This is a genomic window from Shinella sp. G-2, assembly GCF_050172695.1.
Classification (GTDB): domain Bacteria; phylum Pseudomonadota; class Alphaproteobacteria; order Rhizobiales; family Rhizobiaceae; genus Shinella.
This window is the reverse complement of record NZ_JBBEYH010000008.1, coordinates 69905-89216: the sequence shown is the minus strand read 5'-3', so window position 1 is coordinate 89216 and position 19312 is coordinate 69905. Positions and strand designations below refer to the sequence as shown.

The 19312-nt window shown below is 64.6% G+C and carries 21 protein-coding genes; 15 read left to right on the top strand and 6 right to left on the bottom strand.

Annotation, left to right across the window (positions count from 1 at the left end; genetic code table 11):
• Positions 1–126: 126 nt before the first annotated feature.
• Complete coding sequence (thpR, locus tag V8U06_RS15235; RefSeq protein WP_427141372.1) at positions 127–708, bottom strand: RNA 2',3'-cyclic phosphodiesterase; 582 nt, start codon at positions 706–708, stop codon at positions 127–129.
• Positions 709–790: 82 nt separating this feature from the next.
• A complete protein-coding gene (locus V8U06_RS15230) occupies positions 791–1435 on the bottom strand; it encodes an arylesterase (protein WP_427141371.1) in 645 nt (214 codons plus the stop codon).
• Between the two features lie 59 nt (positions 1436–1494).
• Here V8U06_RS15230 and V8U06_RS15225 point away from each other — a divergent pair, with 59 nt between their 5' ends.
• The 6 genes from V8U06_RS15225 (at position 1495) to ispG (ending at position 9283) form a co-directional block, all read left to right on the top strand.
• Positions 1495–2208 carry an ABC transporter ATP-binding protein gene (locus tag V8U06_RS15225; protein ID WP_427141370.1) on the top strand — a complete coding sequence of 238 codons (714 nt, stop codon included), beginning with the start codon at positions 1495–1497 and terminating at the stop codon, positions 2206–2208.
• Complete coding sequence (locus tag V8U06_RS15220) at positions 2205–4757, top strand: ABC transporter permease (protein ID WP_427141369.1); 2553 nt, start codon at positions 2205–2207, stop codon at positions 4755–4757. Before V8U06_RS15225 ends, V8U06_RS15220 begins: the two co-directional genes overlap by 4 nt.
• Positions 4758–4945: 188 nt before the next feature.
• A complete protein-coding gene (locus V8U06_RS15215; protein WP_427141368.1) occupies positions 4946–5689 on the top strand; it encodes a Bax inhibitor-1/YccA family protein in 744 nt (247 codons plus the stop codon).
• Positions 5690–5905: 216 nt separating this feature from the next.
• Positions 5906–6706 carry a DeoR/GlpR family DNA-binding transcription regulator gene (locus tag V8U06_RS15210; RefSeq protein WP_427141454.1) on the top strand — a complete coding sequence of 267 codons (801 nt, stop codon included), beginning with the start codon at positions 5906–5908 and terminating at the stop codon, positions 6704–6706.
• Positions 6703–7896: an MFS transporter gene (locus tag V8U06_RS15205; protein WP_427141367.1), complete on the top strand. Its 1194-nt coding sequence runs from the start codon at positions 6703–6705 to the stop codon at positions 7894–7896. The genes V8U06_RS15210 and V8U06_RS15205 overlap by 4 nt, the downstream gene beginning before the upstream one ends.
• Before the next feature lie 133 nt (positions 7897–8029).
• Positions 8030–9283 (top strand): flavodoxin-dependent (E)-4-hydroxy-3-methylbut-2-enyl-diphosphate synthase, encoded by a 1254-nt coding sequence (gene ispG / locus V8U06_RS15200; RefSeq protein ID WP_427141366.1) that lies wholly within the window; start codon positions 8030–8032, stop codon positions 9281–9283.
• Here the strand turns inward: ispG and V8U06_RS15195 are convergent, their stop codons facing one another.
• The 3 genes from V8U06_RS15195 to V8U06_RS15185 all read right to left on the bottom strand — a co-directional run bounded on the left by V8U06_RS15195 (position 9284) and on the right by V8U06_RS15185 (position 12132).
• On the bottom strand, positions 9284–9928 hold the full coding sequence (locus V8U06_RS15195) for a LysE family translocator (protein ID WP_427141365.1): 645 nt from the start codon (positions 9926–9928) through the stop codon (positions 9284–9286). It abuts the gene before it with no gap.
• A 226-nt stretch (positions 9929–10154) separates the two neighbouring features.
• Positions 10155–11210, bottom strand: a complete 1056-nt coding sequence (gene hisC / locus V8U06_RS15190; protein WP_427141364.1) for a histidinol-phosphate transaminase — start codon at positions 11208–11210, stop codon at positions 10155–10157.
• A 4-nt stretch (positions 11211–11214) separates the two neighbouring features.
• Positions 11215–12132 carry a polyprenyl synthetase family protein gene (locus tag V8U06_RS15185; RefSeq protein ID WP_427141363.1) on the bottom strand — a complete coding sequence of 306 codons (918 nt, stop codon included), beginning with the start codon at positions 12130–12132 and terminating at the stop codon, positions 11215–11217.
• A gap of 136 nt (positions 12133–12268) precedes the next feature.
• Here V8U06_RS15185 and mtgA point away from each other — a divergent pair, with 136 nt between their 5' ends.
• From mtgA to V8U06_RS15165, 4 genes are all read left to right on the top strand, one after another.
• Positions 12269–13024: a monofunctional biosynthetic peptidoglycan transglycosylase gene (gene mtgA, locus V8U06_RS15180; RefSeq protein WP_427141362.1), complete on the top strand. Its 756-nt coding sequence runs from the start codon at positions 12269–12271 to the stop codon at positions 13022–13024.
• A gap of 69 nt (positions 13025–13093) precedes the next feature.
• Positions 13094–13741, top strand: coding sequence for a glutathione S-transferase family protein (locus V8U06_RS15175; RefSeq protein ID WP_427141361.1), 648 nt, complete (start codon positions 13094–13096; stop codon positions 13739–13741).
• A 146-nt stretch (positions 13742–13887) separates the two neighbouring features.
• Positions 13888–14073: a 50S ribosomal protein L32 gene (gene rpmF / locus V8U06_RS15170; RefSeq protein WP_226921767.1), complete on the top strand. Its 186-nt coding sequence runs from the start codon at positions 13888–13890 to the stop codon at positions 14071–14073.
• A 156-nt stretch (positions 14074–14229) separates the two neighbouring features.
• The gene (locus V8U06_RS15165; protein WP_064331869.1) at positions 14230–14637 is read left to right on the top strand and encodes a hypothetical protein; all 408 of its coding nucleotides are present in this window, start codon (positions 14230–14232) and stop codon (positions 14635–14637) included.
• A 36-nt stretch (positions 14638–14673) separates the two neighbouring features.
• Here V8U06_RS15165 and phaR read toward each other — a convergent pair whose 3' ends face one another.
• The gene (gene phaR / locus V8U06_RS15160) at positions 14674–15258 is read right to left on the bottom strand and encodes a polyhydroxyalkanoate synthesis repressor PhaR (RefSeq protein WP_427141360.1); all 585 of its coding nucleotides are present in this window, start codon (positions 15256–15258) and stop codon (positions 14674–14676) included.
• A gap of 289 nt (positions 15259–15547) precedes the next feature.
• Here phaR and V8U06_RS15155 point away from each other — a divergent pair, with 289 nt between their 5' ends.
• From V8U06_RS15155 to V8U06_RS15135, 5 genes are all read left to right on the top strand, one after another.
• Positions 15548–16729, top strand: coding sequence for an acetyl-CoA C-acetyltransferase (locus V8U06_RS15155; protein WP_427141359.1), 1182 nt, complete (start codon positions 15548–15550; stop codon positions 16727–16729).
• Between the two features lie 86 nt (positions 16730–16815).
• Positions 16816–17541 carry a beta-ketoacyl-ACP reductase gene (locus tag V8U06_RS15150; RefSeq protein WP_226921771.1) on the top strand — a complete coding sequence of 242 codons (726 nt, stop codon included), beginning with the start codon at positions 16816–16818 and terminating at the stop codon, positions 17539–17541.
• 72 nt (positions 17542–17613) lie between these two features.
• On the top strand, positions 17614–17922 hold the full coding sequence (locus V8U06_RS15145; protein ID WP_427141358.1) for a 4a-hydroxytetrahydrobiopterin dehydratase: 309 nt from the start codon (positions 17614–17616) through the stop codon (positions 17920–17922).
• Between the two features lie 171 nt (positions 17923–18093).
• Positions 18094–18483 (top strand): YkvA family protein, encoded by a 390-nt coding sequence (locus V8U06_RS15140; protein WP_427141357.1) that lies wholly within the window; start codon positions 18094–18096, stop codon positions 18481–18483.
• A 316-nt stretch (positions 18484–18799) separates the two neighbouring features.
• Complete coding sequence (locus V8U06_RS15135) at positions 18800–19303, top strand: invasion associated locus B family protein (protein WP_427141356.1); 504 nt, start codon at positions 18800–18802, stop codon at positions 19301–19303.
• The last annotated feature ends 9 nt before the right edge of the window (positions 19304–19312 follow it).

Sequence of the window (19312 nt, the reverse complement as noted above, 5' to 3'; positions counted from 1 at the left end):
ACGAATCGCTGACTCGGCGCGATTCCGGGTTTGTTCACCGCAAGGGGTAGGCGGCTCCCAGATCGGGAGCCACGAAATATTGAATCGGATCAAATGGTAAGCGGCGATGCGCGCCGGCGGGAACCGTCACGCCGGATGATCGTGCAGATCCGCGCCATCCCAGCCGCCGCCGGCCTCGTAGAGCGGGAAGACCTCTTCCGTGAGATAGGGGCCGCCGCCGACCGATTCCTTCGAGGACATCAGCACGAAGCGATTCACGGTGAAGGGGGCGGTGTAGAAATTGCCGCGACCGGTGAGATAATGGGCGACGTCCTCAGGGCGGGCGTTGCGCAGGCGGGCGAGCGTGACATGGGGGGTGAACTTGCGCGGATCGGCCGGCAGGCCGAGGCGCTGGCAGATCCGCTCGATTTCGCCCTGGAGGGCATACATTTCCGGGGCGGGCGTCACGCTGGCATAGACGGAATGGGGTTTCTTCGAGCCGAAGGAGCCCATGCCGGAGAGGGAGAGCTGGAATTCCGGCCGCTCGATGCGGTCGAGCCTGTCGACCACCTCGTCGGCGGTGCGCCCGTCGATATCGCCGATGAAGCGCAGGGTGATGTGGAAATTCTCGACATCGATCCAGCGGGCTCCGGGAAGGCCGCCCCTCAGAAGCGAGAGGCTCATTGCCGCATTCCGCGGCACTTCGAGGGCAACGAAAAGTCTCGGCATGGCGACTTCTCCCTACTGGAATGTACCGTCAGCGAATCACGCAACGGATTTTTAGGCAACCCTTATTTCGCACCCGCGAAAACTACTCCCCCGCCTTTATGGACGCGAGGAAGGCTTCCGCCGCGGGAAGGAACGACCGGACCATGACGTCCACGCCCTCGGGATTGGGATGCATGCCGTCCTCGATCTGCAGGTTCGCATGCGTCACCACGCCGTCGAGGAAGAAGGGATAGAGCGGCACGCCATGTTTGTCCGCGAGGCGCTTGTAGATGCCGTTGAAGCGCTCGGCATAGTCCGCGCCCATGTTGGGCGGTGCCATCATGCCGGCGAGCAGCACCGCGATGCCGCGCTCCCTGAGGCGCGTCAGCATGGCGTCGAGGTTCTTTTCGGTCTCCTCCGGGGCAATGCCGCGCAGAGCGTCATTGGCGCCGAGTTCGAGAATCACACCGTCGGTTCCCTCCGGAATCGACCAGTCGAGGCGGGCAAGGCCGCCTGAACTCGTGTCGCCGGAAACGCCGGCATTGGCGATCTCGACGTCGTGGCCCTTGTCGCGCAAGGCCTTTTCCAGCTTCACGGGAAAGGCGTCGGCGGCGGGCAACTGGTAGCCGGCCATGAGGCTGTCGCCGAAACCCACCAGTTTCACGGGCTCGGCCCTGGCGAAGCCGGCGGATAACAAAGCTGTGATTGCAAGTGAGGCGAAAAATCCGAGCGCCGCTTTAAACGACATAGAGCTATTCCTAGATTGCTGGCATTCCAGTCTTTCCCATACATATAGGGCAGAATTCCTTGGCCAAAACCATCATCGATCTCAAAAAAGCCGATCTCACCCTCGGCCAGGCGGCCGCTTCCGTTCATGTGCTGAAGGGGATCGACCTTGTCATCGATGCAGGGGAATCGGTCGGCATCGTCGGCCCGTCGGGGTCGGGCAAGTCGACGCTGCTGATGGTGCTGGCGGGGCTCGAGCGGCTGGACAGGGGCGAGATCCATATCGACGGCGCGGGTCTGCATGGCATGAACGAGGACCGGGTGGCCGATTTCCGCGGCCGCAACATCGGCATCGTCTTCCAGTCCTTCCATCTCATTCCCAACATGACGGCGCTCGAGAACGTCGCGGTGCCGCTGGAGCTTGCCAATGTGCGCGATGCCTTCGAGATCGCCCGGCGCGAGCTCGTGGCCGTCGGGCTCGGCGAGCGGCTGTCGCATTATCCCGGCCAGCTCTCCGGCGGCGAGCAGCAGCGCGTGGCGATTGCCCGCGCCCTGGCGCCCGCGCCGAAACTGCTGATCGCGGACGAGCCGACCGGCAATCTCGACACCGAGACTGGTCGGCAGATCGCCGATCTCCTGTTCTCCAAGCAGGCCGAGCGCGGCATGACGCTGGTGCTGGTGACGCACGATCCCGCCCTTGCCGCCCGCTGCGGCCGGCAGATCGCCATGCGCTCCGGCGAGATCGTCTCGGGCGCGGCGCCTGTCCGGCTTCAGGCCGAAGCGGTGCCGGCATGAGGGGCGGAACCGTCCTCCGGCAGTTTCCGCTGGCCTTTCGCCTGGCGCTGCGCGAGATGCGCGGTGGCCTCCGGGGCTTCTACATCTTCCTCGCCTGCATCGCGCTCGGCACGGCGGCGATTGCCGGCGTCAATTCGGTCTCGAGCGCCATCACGCAGGCCATCGCCTCGCAGGGCCAGACCCTGCTTGCCGGCGACATGCGCTTCGAGCTGCGCAACCGCGTCGCGACACCGGACGAATTGAAGTATCTCCAGGGTCTCGGCGACGTCTCCCTCTCGACGGGCCTGCGCTCCATGGTGCGCCTGCCCGACGGCTCCGACCAGACACTGGTCGAAACCAAGGGCGTTGACGGCGCCTATCCGCTTTACGGCGCGGTCGAGACCGAGCCGAAACTGCCGACCGGCACGCTTCTGGCCAAGACGGGCGAGGCCTATGGTGCAATCGTCGCGCCGCTGCTGCTCGACAGGCTCGGCGTCGCCGTGGGCGACGAAATCCTGCTCGGAACGGCGAAGCTCAAGATCACCGCGACGCTGGTTCGTGAACCGGATGCGGTGTCGGAAGGCTTCGGATTCGCGCCGCGACTGATGCTGTCGCAGGACGCCCTGCAGGCAAGCGGTCTCGTGCAGACCGGCAGCCTCGTCGAAAACGCCTATCGCATCCGCATCGGCGAGGACGCCAGGCCGCTTGCCACGCTTCGGGAGGAGGCGGGCAAGGCCTTCCCGACGGCCGGCTGGTCGATCCGCACCTCCGACAGCGCCGCGCCGGCGCTGACCGCCAACATTACCCGCTTCTCGCAGTTCCTGACGCTTGTCGGCCTGACGGCGCTGATCGTCGGCGGCGTCGGCGTGGCGAATGCCGTGCGCGCCTATCTCGATTCCAAGCGTTCGGTCATCGCCACGTTCAAATGCCTCGGCGCGCCGGCCTCGCTGGTGGCGCTCATCTACCTCACGCAGATCGCGCTGATCGCGGCGATCGGCATCGCCATCGGCCTCGTTGCCGGCGCGCTGATGCCGATGGTGGCGATGCAGTTCCTGGGCGGCGTGCTGCCGGTGCCGACCGACGCGCAGCTTTATCCTTCGGCGCTGCTGCTCGCCGCCGTCTTCGGCCTGCTGACGGCGCTCGCCTTCGCCATCCTGCCGCTCGGCCATGGCCGCGAAGTGCCGGCGACGGCGCTCTTCCGCGAGCAGGGCTTCAATGCCAGCGGCCTGCCGGGCTGGCCTTATGTGCTGGGCGCGGCCCTCTTCCTCGCGGCGCTTGCCGGGCTTGCGATCGTCATGGCCTATGACCGGCGCATCGCGCTCACCTTCCTCGGGGCGATTGCCTTCGCCTTCGTCGTGCTGCGCGTCGTGGCGCAGCTGATCACCGCGCTCGCCCGCCGCAGCCCCAGGGTCAATTCTCCCGCGCTGCGGCTTGCCATCGGCAATATCCACCGGCCGGGGGCGCTCACCTCTTCCGTGGTGCTGTCGCTCGGCCTCGGCCTTGCGCTTCTCGTCACCCTGACGCTGATCGACGGGAATTTGCGCCGTGAACTCACCGGCAACCTGCCGGAGCGCGCGCCGAACTTCTTCTTCGTCGATATCCAGAGCAGCGAGGTCGATGGTTTCCGCGACGTGCTGAAGGCGAACCTGCCAGAGGGCAAGATCATCGAAGTGCCGATGCTGCGCGGCCGCGTGATGGAACTCAACGGCGTGGACGTGGCGAAGGTGACGGTGCCGCCCGAGGGACAATGGGTGCTGCGCGGCGACCGCGGCATCACCTATGCCAAGCGCGTACCGGAAAATTCGGCGCTGGCGGAGGGCGCATGGTGGCCGGAGGACTATGCCGGCGAACCGCTCGTCTCCTTCTCGGCGGAGGAGGCACGCGAGCTGGGCCTGAAGATCGGCGATACCGTGACGGTCAACGTGCTCGGCCGCAACATCACGGCGCGTATCGCCAATTTCCGCACCGTCGAGTGGGAATCGCTGTCGATCAATTTCGTCATGGTCTTCTCGCCCAACACCTTCGCCGGCGCGCCGCATGCCTGGCTTGCCACCGTCATCGACCCATCCGCGACGGCGCAGCAGGAAGCGGCCGCCCTGAAGGCGATCACCAATGCCTATCCGACCGTCACCAGCGTGCGCGTCAAGGATGCGCTCGACGTGGTGAACGAGCTCGTCGGCCAACTCGCGACGGCGATCCGCGCGGCGGCGGCGGTGGCCCTCATAGCCTCCGTGCTGGTGCTCGCCGGGGCGCTTGCCGCCGGCAACCGGGCGCGCGTGCACGATGCCGTCGTGCTCAAGACGCTCGGTGCAACGCGTGCGACGCTGATCCGCGCCTTCAGCTACGAATATCTGATGCTCGGCCTTGCGACCGCCGTCTTCGCGCTCTTTGCCGGCGGGGTGGCCGCCTGGTTCGTGGTGAGCCGCATCATGACGCTGCCGTCGAGCTTCCTGCCCGACGTCGCGGTCATGACCGTAGCGACGGCGCTCGTCCTCACGGTGGGCATGGGCCTTGCCGGCACCTGGCGCATTCTGGGGCAGAAGGCCGCGCCGGTGCTGCGCGAACTCTGACATTGCCGTGACCCGCGATGCCGCCGGCGTCGCGGGTCTTGTGCGGAACACAATTCATGCACATATTGACCGCAGGCAAGCTGGAGCCCCGCAGCGGTTGCCTGGACCCCGAAAGCGCTTCAAAAATAGAGGCGAATAATCGGGAGACCGACACCGTCACCACAGGGGGCTTGAACCAAGAGGATACCATGGCTGATCTCCGCAACTACCAGACCCGAACGGCGAATGCCGGCGCCCAGACCGGCGCTGTCATCGACGAGGGCCTGCGCACCTATATGCTTCGGGTCTACAACCTGATGGCGCTGGGTCTCGCGATCACGGGCATCGTGGCGTATTTCGCCTCGCAGGCCGCCATTTCCGGTGGCCAGCTGACGAGCTTCGGCTACGCGATCTATGCGAGCCCGCTGAAGTGGGTGGTCATGCTCGCCCCGCTCGCGCTGGTCTTCTTCCTGAGCTTCCGCATTCACACGATGAGCGTCGGCGCCGCGCAGGCGACCTTCTGGGTCTATGCCGGCCTGATGGGGCTGTCCCTGTCGTCGATCTTCCTTGTCTATACGGGCGCCAGCATCGTGCAGACCTTCTTCGTCTCGGCTGCCGCCTTCGGCGCCCTGTCGCTGTTCGGCTACACGACGAAGCGTGACCTTTCCGCGATGGGCTCGTTCCTGATCATGGGCCTTTTCGGTCTGATCATCGCCTCGCTCGTCAACCTGTTCCTGCAGTCCTCGGCGCTCGACTTCGCCATCTCGGCGATCGGTGTCCTGGTCTTCGCCGGCCTGACGGCCTGGGACACACAGAAGATCAAGGAAATGTACTTCGACGCCGATGACGCCGCCGTCGCCGGTCGCAAGGCCATCATGGGCGCGCTGACGCTCTACCTCGACTTCATCAACCTCTTCCTGTTCCTGCTGCGCTTCCTCGGCAACCGCGAGTAATGCCGGCAGCCGGATGGCTGATTGCGAAAACCCCGCCGGAAACGGCGGGGTTTTTGTTTTTTCCGGCCTGCACGGGGTGGGCCACGACCTCGCGGTGGGAAGACCCTTTCGCCCCGATGTTTCCTCGCAATCAAACGTGATCCTCCGTTCGTTGACGTTCGTGCCCGTTTGTGCGCATTGTCGCGCAATCGTGCATGATTTGGTCTGGCAATGTCGATACAGGATCTTCTTCTCGGTGAACGGCAGGCGTTGATCCGCACGCGGCTCGACCTTTCGGGGCGGGTGATTGCGGCGGAGCTGGCGCAGGAGCTTGGCGTCTCGGAAGACACCATCCGTCGGGACCTGCGTGAAATGGCGGCATCGGGGCTTTGCCGGCGTGTCTATGGCGGGGCGCTGCGGCTTGCGCCATCGTCGTCGCCGACGACGATGAACGAGCGCATGGGCATTGCCGGCGAGCGCAAGGCGATGCTGGCGAAGGCGGCGGCCGATCTCCTTCCGGCGGGCTCGACGGTCTTTCTCGATGCCGGCAGCACCAATCTGGCGCTTGCCCGCGCCCTGCCAACCGGCGCCGATCTCACGGTCGCCACCAATGCGCCGGCCATCGCGGCGGCGCTCCTCGAGCGCGACATCGCGACGATCCAGCTCGGCGGGCTGATCGATCCCCGCGTCGGCGGCGCGATCGGCGCAAAAGCGATGCGCGATGCCGAGGCATTTCGCCCGGATATTCTCATGCTGGGCGTTTGCGGCATCGATACGGAGGCGGGGGTGACGGCCTATACGTTCGAGGATGCCGAGTTCAAGCGCTTCCTCGCCTCGCGCAGCAAGACGGTCCTCGTTGCCGTGACCAACGACAAGCTTTCCACCGCCGCCCCCTATTCGGTCGTGCCGCTTTCCCGCGTGGCGCGCGCCGTCATCGAGGCGGATGCCGATGAGACGGAGGCCGCCGCCCTGGCGGCGGCCGGTCTCGAAACCTTGCGAGCCGGCCGCGCCGGCGCTTCCCGAACGGATCTCCCATGACGACGCCCGAAAACGCCCTTCCCGGCAAATCCTTCGCCAAGACCTATTTTCCCGCAACGCGCCTGGCGGTTTCCGGCCTCTTCCTGCTGAACGGCACCTTTGCCGGCGCCTGGGCGCCGAAAATCCCGGAATTCGCCAGCCGCCTCGGCCTTTCGGAGGGCGAGCTCGGGCTGATGATCATGTGCTTCGGCGTCGGCTCGCTGATCCTGATGCCCATCGCCGGCATCCTGATCGCCCATTTCGGCACGACGCGCACGGTGAAGGGTGCGACGATCCTGTTCCTCAGCACCATGGTGCTGCTTTCGCTTGCGCCCAACATTCCGTTCGGCGTCATCGCCATCTTCTTCTTCGGCGGGCTGATGGGAGCGATGGACGTCGCCATGAACGGCAATGCCGTGGAGGTGGAAAAGTCGATGCGCCGGGCAATCATGTCGTCCTGCCATGCCTTCTGGAGCCTCGGCGCCTTCATCGGGGCGACGACCGGCGGTTTCCTCATGTCGGCGCTCGGGGTGATGGGCCATGCCGTGCTGCTCACCGTTGCAGCGGCGGTGCTGCTCGTCTTCATCTGGCCGCGCATCCTGCACGATGCGCCGCATCCGAGCGAGGAGCGCCAGAAGGTGCGCCTGCCGATGACGCCGCTGCCCTGGCTGATCGGCCTGATGGCGCTGTTCTGCATGGTGCCGGAAGGCGCGATCCTCGACTGGGGCGCGCTCTACATGCGCAACGAACTCGGCGCCTCGCTCGCGCTTTCGGGCTTCGCCTTCGGCACCTTCTCGTTGACCATGGCCGTCATGCGCTTTGCCGGCGACCATGTGCGCGACCGTTTCGGCGCCGTGAAGACGCTGCGCACCTGCACCGTTATCGCCATCGTCGGCATGGTCATCGCGGGCACCGCGCCCAATGCCTATGTCGCCATGGTGGGCTTTGCCCTCTGCGGCGTCGGCATTTCCAACATGGTGCCGATCGCCTTTTCCGCCGCGGGCAACCTGCCCGGCTTCGCGCAGGGCGTGGCGCTATCGGTCGCGACGGTCATGGGCTATTCCGGCTCGCTCTTCGCACCGTCGGTCATCGGCTTCATCGCCGAGCATGTCGGCTTTGCGATCATCTTCGCGCTGCTGCCGGTTCTGTTCATTGTCGTGCTGCTGCTCTCGCACCACGCGGTGCATGCGGACGTGCACGAGCGGCACTGAGCCAGCCGCGCGCGGCGATCAAATCGTCGCGCGCGCCCGCGCTTGCGGTTGACAAGCCCCGTTTCCTGATCCACCTGAGGGCAAAGGTCGCGCTGGGCAACCCGCGGCCGCTTTTCGAGCAAGAGGCTCCAAAATGTCCTTTTCCTTCGACTTTGAACCGAAGCCGCGGCGCCAGTCCGTCGGCGTCGATGTCGGCGGCGTGCTGGTCGGCGGCGGTGCGCCTGTCGTCGTGCAGTCGATGACCAACACGGATACGGCCGATGTGGATGCGACGGTCGCGCAGGTCGCGGCGCTCTTCCGCGCCGGTTCCGAGATCGTGCGCATCACGGTCGACCGCGACGAGAGCGCGGCGGCGGTGCCGAAGATCCGCGAGCGCCTCCTGCGCCTTGGCATGGACGTGCCGCTGGTTGGCGACTTCCACTATATCGGCCACAAGCTGCTTGCCGATCATCCGGCTTGCGCCGAGGCGCTGGCGAAATACCGCATCAATCCGGGCAATGTCGGTTTCAAGGACAAGAAGGACCGCCAGTTCGCCGCCATCGTCGAGACGGCGATCCGCCACGACAAGCCGGTGCGCATCGGCGTCAACTGGGGCTCGCTCGACCAGGAGCTGCTGACGCGGCTGATGGACGAGAACCAGGACAAGGGCTCGCCGCTGACGGCCCAGCAGGTGATGCGCGAGGCGATCTGCCAGTCGGCGCTGCTGTCCGCCGAGCTTGCCGAGGAGATCGGTCTTGCGCGCGACCATATCATCCTCTCGGCCAAGGTCTCCAACGTCCAGGACCTCATCGCCGTCTATGCGATGCTGTCGGCCCGTTCCGACCACGCCCTGCATCTCGGCCTTACCGAGGCGGGCATGGGCACCAAAGGCATCGTTGCCTCCTCGGCTTCGCTCGGCATTCTCATGCAGCAGGGCATCGGCGATACGATCCGCATTTCCCTGACGCCGGAGCCGGGTGGCGACCGCACCCGCGAGGTGCAGGTGGCGCAGGAATTGCTGCAGGTCATGGGCTTCCGCCAGTTCATCCCCGTGGTCGCCGCCTGTCCGGGATGCGGGCGCACGACCTCGACGGTCTTCCAGGAACTCGCGCAGAAGATTCAGGACGATATCCGCAAGAACATGCCGGTCTGGCGCGAGAAGTATCCCGGCGTCGAAGGCCTTAAGGTCGCGGTCATGGGCTGCATCGTCAACGGGCCGGGCGAGAGCAAACATGCCGATATCGGCATCTCGCTGCCGGGCACGGGCGAACTTCCCATCGCCCCCGTCTATGTCGACGGCAAGAAGGCGATGACGCTGCGCGGCACCGATATCGCCGGTGAATTCGAGGCGCTGGTCAACGACTATATCGAAAAGCGCTACGGCACCGGGCAGGCGGCGGCCGAGTAGTCAGAGGCGCGTCGTCAGCAGCTTGAAGCCGGCAAAGGCGAAGAAGGCGGCCATCACGCCTTCGATGCCGCGGCGCGCCCGCAGATAGGCCCGATGCACGGGGCCGAGCGAGAAGACCAGCGCGAAGCCGAGAAAGACGCAGATCCCGATCACCATGCAGCCGGCAATGAAAGCCGCCATGACGCCGCCCGGCGCACCGGGCGGCATGCCGAGCGATGTCAGCATGATCCAGTTGAAGATCGCCTTGGGATTGGTGATGTGGATGCCAAGGCCCCGGAGATAGTGCCGGCGCGGCGAGAGGGCGGGCAGCGCGGCCATCTGGGCGCGGTAGGTTTCCTCGCTCCTGCGCGCGGCGCGGTAGGCGTTCCAGGCAAGCCACAGCAGGTAGCAGCCGCCGACGATCTTCAGCACGATGATCGCTTCGCCATAGGTGCGGATGAGGGCGGAAAGGCCCGAGGCGGTCAGGATCGCCCAGATATAGGATCCCGTCAGGACGCCCGAGGCGAGCGCCAGCCCGGCGCGGCGGCCCTGGCTGATGGAGGTCGCGATGATGGCGACGATCGCCGGTCCCGGCGAGGCCGTGGCGATGAAATAGGCCATCCAGGCAATGGCGAGCTGGGGCAGGTAGGGTGCAAGGTCGGTCATGGAGCCACCGGGAATGTGTCGGTGGACGTTACGCGAAGATTCTTGCCGCTCCAAGCGGGAGAATTGCACCACTTGTCCCCTTCCCGCCGCCCGAAAGCGGGGCGGGAAGGAGGTCGTCCGTGGTCCTGGAGCATGTCAGGTTCAGCTTGAACCAGACATGCTCTAAATTCTTTTGTTTTCGTTTGTCTTTTCGGGAAAACCGGTTCCCACTTTTCCCTGACAAACTCTAGAGGATCTCTTCGAGCGCCGCGATCAGGCGGTCGCATTCCTGCGGCGTGCCGATGGTGATGCGCAGGAAATCCGAAATGCGGGGCTTGGCGAAATGGCGCACCAGCACGGCCCGCTCGCGCAGGCTTTTTGCCAGCGCTTCGCCGCTGTGATCGGGGTGGCGGGCGAAGACGAAGTTCGCCTGCGAGGGCAGCACCTCGAAGCCGCGCTGGCGCAGCGCTCCGGTGACGCGCTCGCGCGATTCGATGACCTTGCCGCGTGTCTCGTCGAACCATTCCCGGTCATCGATGGCGGCCGCCGCGCCGGCCTGGGCGACGCGATCCAGCGGATAGGAGTTGAAGCTGTCCTTGACGCGTTCCAGCGCATCGATCAGCGGGCGCTGGCCGACGGCGTAGCCGACGCGCAGGCCCGCCAGCGAGCGGGACTTCGAGAGCGTATGGATGACGAGCAGGTTGTCGTATTTGCGCGTCAGCGGGATCGCGCTTTCGCCGCCGAAATCGATATAGGCCTCGTCGACGACCACCGGCAGGTCCGGGTGTTCGGCAACGAGCGTCTCGATGGCCGACAGCGGCAGGCCGATGCCGGTCGGGGCATTCGGGTTCGGCAGGATGATCGCGCCGGCGGGGCGGTCGTAATCCGCAAGATCGACGGTGAAATCGTCCTTCAGCGGGATTTCCACCGGCTCGATGCCGAAGAGACGGCAATAGGTCGGATAGAAGCTATAGGTGATGTCGGGGTAGAGCAGCGGCTTGTCGTGCTTGAGCAGCGCGACGAAGGCATGCGCCAGCACCTCGTCCGAACCGTTGCCGACGAAGACTTCGTCGGCTTCCACGCCATAGAAGCGGGCGATGGACTGGCGCAGCGCCAGCGCGCTCGGATCCGGATAGAGCTTCAGGCTGTCAGCGACGGCGGCCTGCATGGCGGCTATGGCCCTGGGCGAGGGGCCATAGGGGTTTTCGTTGGTGTTGAGCTTGATGAGGTTGGCTATGCGCGGCTGTTCGCCTGCGACATAGGGCTTGAGCGTGGCGACGATGGGCGACCAGAATTTGCTCATGGGGTCAGTTCCTGCGAGTGGCGATGAATCGGGCGGTTTCGACGAGAATGCCGGCCCGATGGCTGAACGGCGCAAGAAGCGCCTCGGCCTCCGTCACGAGTTCGGTCAGGCGGTTTTCCGCCCAGGCCTGGCCACGGCGGGAAACGAGCGTCGCCTTGCCGCGGTCGGCGTCCTTGCCCGTCGCCTTGCCCATGGTCGCCGCGTCGGCGGTGAGATCGAGCAGGTCGTCGGCGATTTGGAAGGCAAGACCGACGGTCTCGCCATAGCGGCGCAGCGTCCGGCGGTCTTCTTCCGAAGCGCCGGCGACGATCGCCCCGGCCTCACAGGCAAAGCGCAGCAGCGCGCCCGTCTTCATGGCCTGAAGGGTAACGATGCCGTCCTCGTCCGGCGCCTGTTTTTCCGCGGCGAGGTCGAGAGCCTGGCCGCCCGCCATGCCGCCGATGCCGGCGCCCCGGGCAAGCGCCAGAACCAGCGCCGTCTTGGTGGCGTCGGGCAGGCGCGTTTGAGGCGCGGCAACGATGTCGAAGGCGAGCGTCAGCAGGCTGTCGCCAGCGAGGATCGCGGTCGCATCGTCGAAGGCGATGTGCACGGTCGGCTGGCCGCGGCGCAGCTTGTCGTCGTCCATGGCCGGCAGGTCGTCATGGATGAGGGAATAGCAGTGGATGCATTCCAGCGCGGCGCCGATGCGCAGCGCCGTCTCGCGTTCCACGCCGGGAAAAAGCGCGGCGGATTCGATGACGAGGAAGGGGCGCAGCCGCTTGCCGCCGTTGAGCACGCCGTGGCGCATGGCCGCGAGCAGGCGTTCGGGGCGGGCGATCTCGTCCGTTTGCGGTTCGGCCGACAACAGGGACGTCAGCAGCGTCTCCACCGCTTCGGCATTGGACCGCAAAAGGGACTGGAATTCCTGGTAACGTTCGCTCATGGCCGCTCTTTGGCATGGGCCTTCCGGCGAAGCAACGGGAATGCCGGGATGGCGGCAAAGAATCGCGGGGCGGCGCTGGTTTTTGGCGAGCCGTGACGGTATGAAGGCGCAACGACGCAAGGATGGGCGCCGGCACTTGGACATCGTACCGGAAACACGGGCAGAGACGGTCAATTCGGAGGCAGACGCCGGTGGCAAGGATGGTTGGATGACCCGCCTGCGCCGGAACTGGCGCCGGGTCGTGCTTGCGGCCGTCGCTTTTGCGGCGCTGCCCTATGTGCTGATCGTCCTCTATACGGTCGACTTCGTCCGTCCCATCTCCACCCTCATGCTGCGCGATCTGCTGCTGTTGCGCGGCTACGACCGGCAATGGGTGGAGTTCGAGGATATCTCGCCCAATGTCGTGCAGGCGGTGATGATGTCCGAGGACGGGCAGTTCTGCCGCCATGCCGGCGTGGACTGGGGCGAGATGCGCGCGGTGGTCAACGAGGCGCTCGCCGGCGAGCAGACGCGCGGCGCGAGCACCATCCCCATGCAAACGGCCAAGAACCTCTTCCTGTGGAACGGCCGCTCCTTCATGCGCAAGGCAATGGAGCTGCCGCTGGCGGTCGTCGCCGATTTCGTCTGGAGCAAGCGGCGGCTCATGGAAATCTATCTCAACATCGCCGAATGGGGCCCGGGCATCTACGGCATCGAGGCGGCGGCGCAGCACCATTTCAAGGTGTCGGCGGCAAAGCTCTCGCGCCGGCAGGCGGCGCTTCTCGCGGTCTCGCTGCCCAATCCCTACGAGCGCAATGCCGGAAAGCCGGGGCGCGGGCTGCAGCGCCTTGCCCGTCTCATCGAACGGCGGGCGAGCGGGTCCGGCGAATATATCAAATGTCTTTATGACTGATATCGCGGGTTTTCATTGGCGCGGGCGCGCATGAAGCCCTAGGGTCCGTCGCTCTCAGGGAGCATCAAAATGTCGGACCTCGTCCTCTACGTCGGCAACAAGAACTATTCCTCCTGGTCTTTCCGGCCGTGGATCGCGCTCGAAGCGGCGGGCGTGCCCTTCAAGGACCGGGTCATTCCGTTCGATTTCGCCGCCGGCAATCCGGAGATTCGCAAGGTCTCGCCGACCGGCAAGGTGCCGGTCCTCCATCACGGCGACGCGAAGGTCTGGGAATCGCTCGCCATCATCGAATACGCGGCCGAACTCTTTCCCGATGCCGGCCTCTGGCCGCAGGATCGTGCGGCGCGCGCCGAGGCGCGGGCGATCTCCATGGAAATGCTGTCCGGCTTCCGTGCCCTGCGCAACGCCTGCCCGATGAACATCCGCCGCAAGCCGGGCAGGATCGACGTGCCGGCCGATGTGGCGGATGACGTGGCGCGCATCGAAACGCTCTGGAAGGATGCGCTGGCGCGCTCCGGCGGACCGTTCCTCTTCGGCGTCTTTTGCGCGGCGGACGCGATGTATGCGCCCGTCGTCAATCGCTTCGAGGCCTATTGCCTGACGGACGACGAAACGGTCCTTGCCTATATGGCGCGCATGAAGGCGCACCCGGCCTGGCAGAAATGGCAGGCGGCGGCTCTTGCCGAGCCCTGGATCGTGGCCGAAGACGAGGCTTGAACGATCGGCGCGAAAAAATCAGTCCGGGGACTGGTCAAGCGGGGTTTTGCCATGTATAAGCCCGCCCAATTTCCGAGAAAAAGACATGTCCTGTCGCCCGTCCGGTGCCGTAAGGATGTGTTTGCCCGATAAGTGGAGTTAGTGAAATGGCTGTACCGAAAAGAAAAACGAGCCCGTCCAAGCGCGGTATGCGCCGTTCCGCAGACGCTCTGAAGGGTTCGACCTACGTCGAAGACAAGAACTCGGGCGAACTGCGCCGTCCGCATCACATCGACCTTAAGACCGGCATGTACCGCGGTCGCCAGGTTCTGACGCCGAAGGAAAACGCATAATTCGCGTTTTCGGCATCAGCTGAGATCGAGGGCTGGCTTCGCGCCGGCCCTTTTCTTTTGCGCGGCTTCGGCAGGCGCGACATTTTCTTGTGCCGATTCTTCGGCTAAGACGGCCGCAACGCCGCCTTTTGCGCGCGGCCACTGGGAGCTTTGCCGATGCTTTTGGCCATACCGCTGCTGATCATTCCCTTCGCCCTCTACAATCTCGCCATGACCGGGCTCTTCGGCGATGGCGGGGTCGCCGTGCTCGACAGCGAGGTGATGGCGGTCAACATGCTCTCCGGGACGACCTGGACGATGGCCTTCGGCGATCTCCTCATCCTGATCGCGCTCGTGCTGCTCTTCGTGGAAATCCTGAAGGCCACGCGTCCGGGCTCGCGGGCCCTCCTCGATCACATGCTGTCCATGGTTCTGTTCGTGGTGTTTCTGGTCGAGTTCCTGCTGGTGCAGGGCGCGGCGACGCAAATCTTCTTCATCCTGATGACGATCACGTTCATCGACGTCATCGCAGGTTTTGCCGTCTCGATCCGCACGGCGAGCCGGGATCTTTCGATCGGGCTCTGAACGGGCGCGGGAGAACCCCGCGCCGGTCCGTCATTCTCAGCTGAGGTTGTCGAGCTTCGTCTGCAGCGCGCGCAACTGTTCCTTCAATTCGTCGAGATCCTTCGCCTCGGCCTTGCGCGGTTCCTTCGGCTGCTGCGGGGCGGCATTGGCGAAGGGCGAGAACATCTTCATCGCCTGCTGGAACATTTCCGTATTGCGCCGCACGGTTTCCTCGACCAGCTGCATCGGCACCTGCAGGTTCTTGCCGAGCGGCGTGTCGCCGAAGGTCTTGTTGATCTGCTCGCGCATCTGCGTCTGCTGCTCGGTAAAGGCCTGCATGGAGTGCTCGAGATAACTCGGCACCACCATCTGCATCTGGTCGCCGTAATAGGAGATCAGCTGTCGCAGGAAGGAGATCGGCAGCAGCGTGTTGCCGGTCTTGGATTCCTGTTCGAAAATGATCTGCGTCAGCACGGAATGGGTGATGTCGTCGCCGGACTTGGCGTCCTGCACGGTGAAGTCCTCGCCCTTCTTCACCATGACCGCGAGATCGTCCAGCGTCACATAGGTGCTGGTGCCCGTGTTGTAGAGCCGTCGGTTGGCATATTTCTTGATGACGATCTGACCGTCGTTCCTGGCCATTAGGGTCTCCTCATCCCCGTGTTCCTAAATCTTTTTTGCTTGCCGCAAGTATCTGCAAAAAGAGGCTTCCTGACAATCGAATTGTGCGATGCGGCGAGGAATGCTGCGCAACATGGAATTTCATGCTGCACGCGCCCCCATGAAATTTTAGCGGCACCGGATATCCCGTTTGACTCTCCCCCTTTGCTTTGCCAGTTTTGATTTTGGGAGAACCGCCGGGCTCGCGCCGTTCGCGCGTCGGCCCGGTTCCAAGGCAGGTCGCAAGGCCGTCAGAACTGAGGAAGACACCATGAGCACTCCATCCATCGTCATCGCCAGCGCCGGCCGCACCGCGGTCGGATCCTTCAACGGAGCCTTCGCCAACACGCCTGCCCACGAACTCGGGGCGACGGTCATTTCGGCGGTTCTGGAGCGCGCGGGCGTTGCGGCGGGCGAAGTGAACGAAGTGATCCTCGGCCAGGTCCTGCCGGCCGGCGAAGGCCAGAACCCGGCACGCCAGGCCGCCATGAAGGCCGGCCTTCCGCAGGAAGCGACCGCCTGGGGCCTGAACCAGCTCTGCGGCTCGGGCCTGCGCGCCGTCGCGCTCGGCATGCAGCAGATCGCCACGGGCGATGCCAGCATCATCGTCGCCGGCGGCATGGAGTCCATGTCGATGGCGCCGCATTGCGCGCATCTGCGCGGCGGCGTGAAGATGGGCGATTTCAAGATGCTCGACACCATGATCAAGGACGGCCTGACCGACGCCTTCTACGGCTACCACATGGGCACGACAGCCGAGAATGTCGCCAAGCAGTGGCAGCTTTCCCGCGACGAGCAGGACGCCTTCGCCGTTGCCTCGCAGAACAAGGCCGAGGCCGCCCAGAAGGAGGGGCGCTTCAAGGACGAGATCGTTCCCTTCATCGTCAAGGGCCGCAAGGGCGACGTGACGGTCGATGCCGACGAATATATCCGCCACGGCGCAACGCTCGATTCGATGGCCAAGCTTCGCCCTGCCTTCGACAAGGAAGGCACGGTCACGGCCGGCAACGCCTCCGGCATCAATGACGGCGCTGCCGCCGCCCTCCTGATGAGCGAAGCGGAAGCCTCGCGCCGCGGCATCCAGCCGCTCGCCCGCATCGTGTCCTGGGCAACGGCCGGCGTCGACCCGAAGATCATGGGCACCGGCCCGATCCCGGCCTCCCGCAAGGCGCTGGAGCGCGCCGGCTGGAAGATCGGCGATCTCGACCTCGTGGAAGCCAACGAAGCCTTCGCGGCCCAGGCCTGCGCCGTCAACAAGGACCTTGGCTGGGATCCGTCCATCGTCAACGTCAACGGCGGCGCCATCGCCATCGGTCACCCGATCGGTGCATCCGGCGCCCGTATCCTCAACACCCTCGTCTTCGAAATGAAGCGCCGCGGCGCCCGCAAGGGTCTCGCCACGCTCTGCATCGGCGGCGGCATGGGCGTGGCGTTGTGCGTTGAGAGCATGTAAGCATTCGCTTGCAAACTGCTTTGCCATGACCTGCCGCCGGCAGGGCGACGGGTCGACTCGAAAAATAGCCTAGGGGAGTGAGCCACATGAGCAGAGTAGCATTGGTAACGGGGGGATCGCGGGGCATCGGCGCAGCCATTTCGGTTGCGCTGAAGGCGGCCGGATACAAGGTAGCTGCGAGCTATGCTGGCAATGACGATGCCGCCAACGCCTTCAAGGCGGAGACGGGCATTCCGGTCTACAAGTGGGATGTCGCGAGCTACGAGGCCTGCGCCGAGGGCATTGCGAAAGTCGAGGCCGATCTCGGCCCGGTAGACATTCTCGTCAACAATGCGGGCATCACCAAGGACGCGATGTTCCACAAGATGACGCCCGACCAGTGGGGCGCGGTGATCAACACCAACCTGACGGGTCTCTTCAACATGACCCATCCGATCTGGTCCGGCATGCGTGATCGCAGCTTCGGCCGCGTCATCAACATCTCCTCGATCAACGGCCAGAAGGGCCAGATGGGCCAGGCGAACTATTCAGCCGCCAAGGCCGGCGACCTCGGCTTCACCAAGGCGCTGGCGCAGGAAGGCGCCGCCAAGGGCATCACCGTCAATGCGATCTGCCCCGGTTACATCGGCACGGAAATGGTGCGCGCCATTCCGGAAAAGGTGCTGAACGAGCGGATCATTCCGCAAATCCCGGTCGGTCGCCTCGGCGAGCCGGACGAAATCGCCCGTATCGTCGTTTTCCTCGCCTCCGACGATGCCGGTTTCATCACCGGATCGACGATCTCGGCGAACGGTGGCCAGTTCTTCGTCTGAGACGATACGGCAAACGGAACACGGCGCCTTCGGGCGCCGTTTTTCATGACAGGGTCGGAACAGGAGGGCGCCATGAAACAGGAAAAGCTGGATGATGCGGCCATCTCCGAGGGACTGGCGGCGCTTGAGGGCTGGACCCGTTCGGACGACGGTATCGCCATCGAGAAGCGCTACAAATTCAAGTCCTTCCGCGAGGCCTTCGGCTTCATGACGGAAGCGGCACTGGCGGCGGAGAAGTTCAACCATCACCCCGAATGGTTCAACGTCTACAATCGCGTCGACGTGCGGCTGACCAATCACGATGCCGGCGGCCTCACCGAACTCGACTTCAAGCTGGCGACGGCGATGGAGAAGGCCGCCGCCCTTCGCACGAAGAGTTGAAGCGGCGTGATCGCATCCCCATATCATCCGCGCCGGGCTTTTCCGGCGCTGCCACCTGGAGCAAGCTCGCTTTTCCCGTGAAATGCGAAAATGCTCCTGTCTCTGGGTTCTACGCAATTCCGCCTGCAAACCCGTTTTGCCTTGCCGGAACTGCTCTGAGGGAGGCCTTGCATGGACGATGTGAAGATCGGCGAGATTCTTCTGCCGGGAGATGAGGACGAGCAGGCGCGTCAGAGCCAGCGCGTCAAGAAGCGGTTCTGGCCGGTCCTGAAGCGCGCCATGCGGCAGGTTCCCTTCGGTCGCGATCTCGTCGCCTCCTATTATTGCGCACTCGATCCGCGCACGCCGACCAAGGTCCGCGGCATCCTGCTCGCTGCGCTTGCCTACTTTGTGCTGCCGCTCGACGGCATTCCGGATTTCTTCGCGCTCGTCGGCTTTTCCGACGATATCGCGGTGTTGACGGCGGCCTTCGCCGCGATCCGCGGCCATATCAGGGACGACCATTACAGCTCCGCCGACAAGGCGCTTGCGGACGAGCCGGACCTGCAACCGACGGCTTAGGCCGCTGCCGATTTTGCCCGCGTGAATGCGGGTCAAATTCTTGCCCTATTCCTTGTGCCATTAAGGCTTCGACGGGTTCACTTCACCAAATGGGGACTGGGCACGCCCGCCTTTCAGAAGAAAGGTAGCGGCGGATTTCGACGCAAATTTGTCCCGGTGCGGCGCGGAAGACCCTTGGAAAATGCCTGCATGTTGACGGTTTGGTAACCTGAATTAAGTCAAAATAAATCAAATCGTCATCATGCATGGCCGACACCGGCATCGAGGGTTTCCGCCTTCGGCCGGCAATCACTGGCAAGACAACCGGCAGGAAAACATGTTCGTAAGAAAGCTCGCAACCGCACTCGCCCTCGTCCTTGCGACCGCTGGCGTTGCCTCGGCGCAGACGCCGACGCGCATTCAGCAGTTCAATGCCTGGGGCGCCTATTCCTATCAGGCGAACGGCGGCAAGGTCTGCTACGTGCTCTCCATTCCGAAGACGAAGAACCCGGATGGCGTCGACCATGGCGATGTCTTCTTCCTCGTCTCGCAGCGCCCGGGCCAGAACATCAGCTATGAGCCGCAGGCGATGATGGGTTATCCGCTGCAGGAGAACTCCAAGGTCAACGTCGTCATCGACGGTCGCACCTTCGTGATGTTCACCAAGGGCAACTCCGCCTGGGTCGAGAATGCTGCCGAAGAGCCGGCGCTTGTCTCGGCCATGAAGAATGGCAAGGACATGCAGGTCCAGGCGAAATCCCGCCGCGGCACGGGCACGTCCTATGCCTATTCGCTGTCCGGGATCTCGGCGGCGCTGAAACAGATCGAGGGCTGCCGCTAAGCGGTCTTC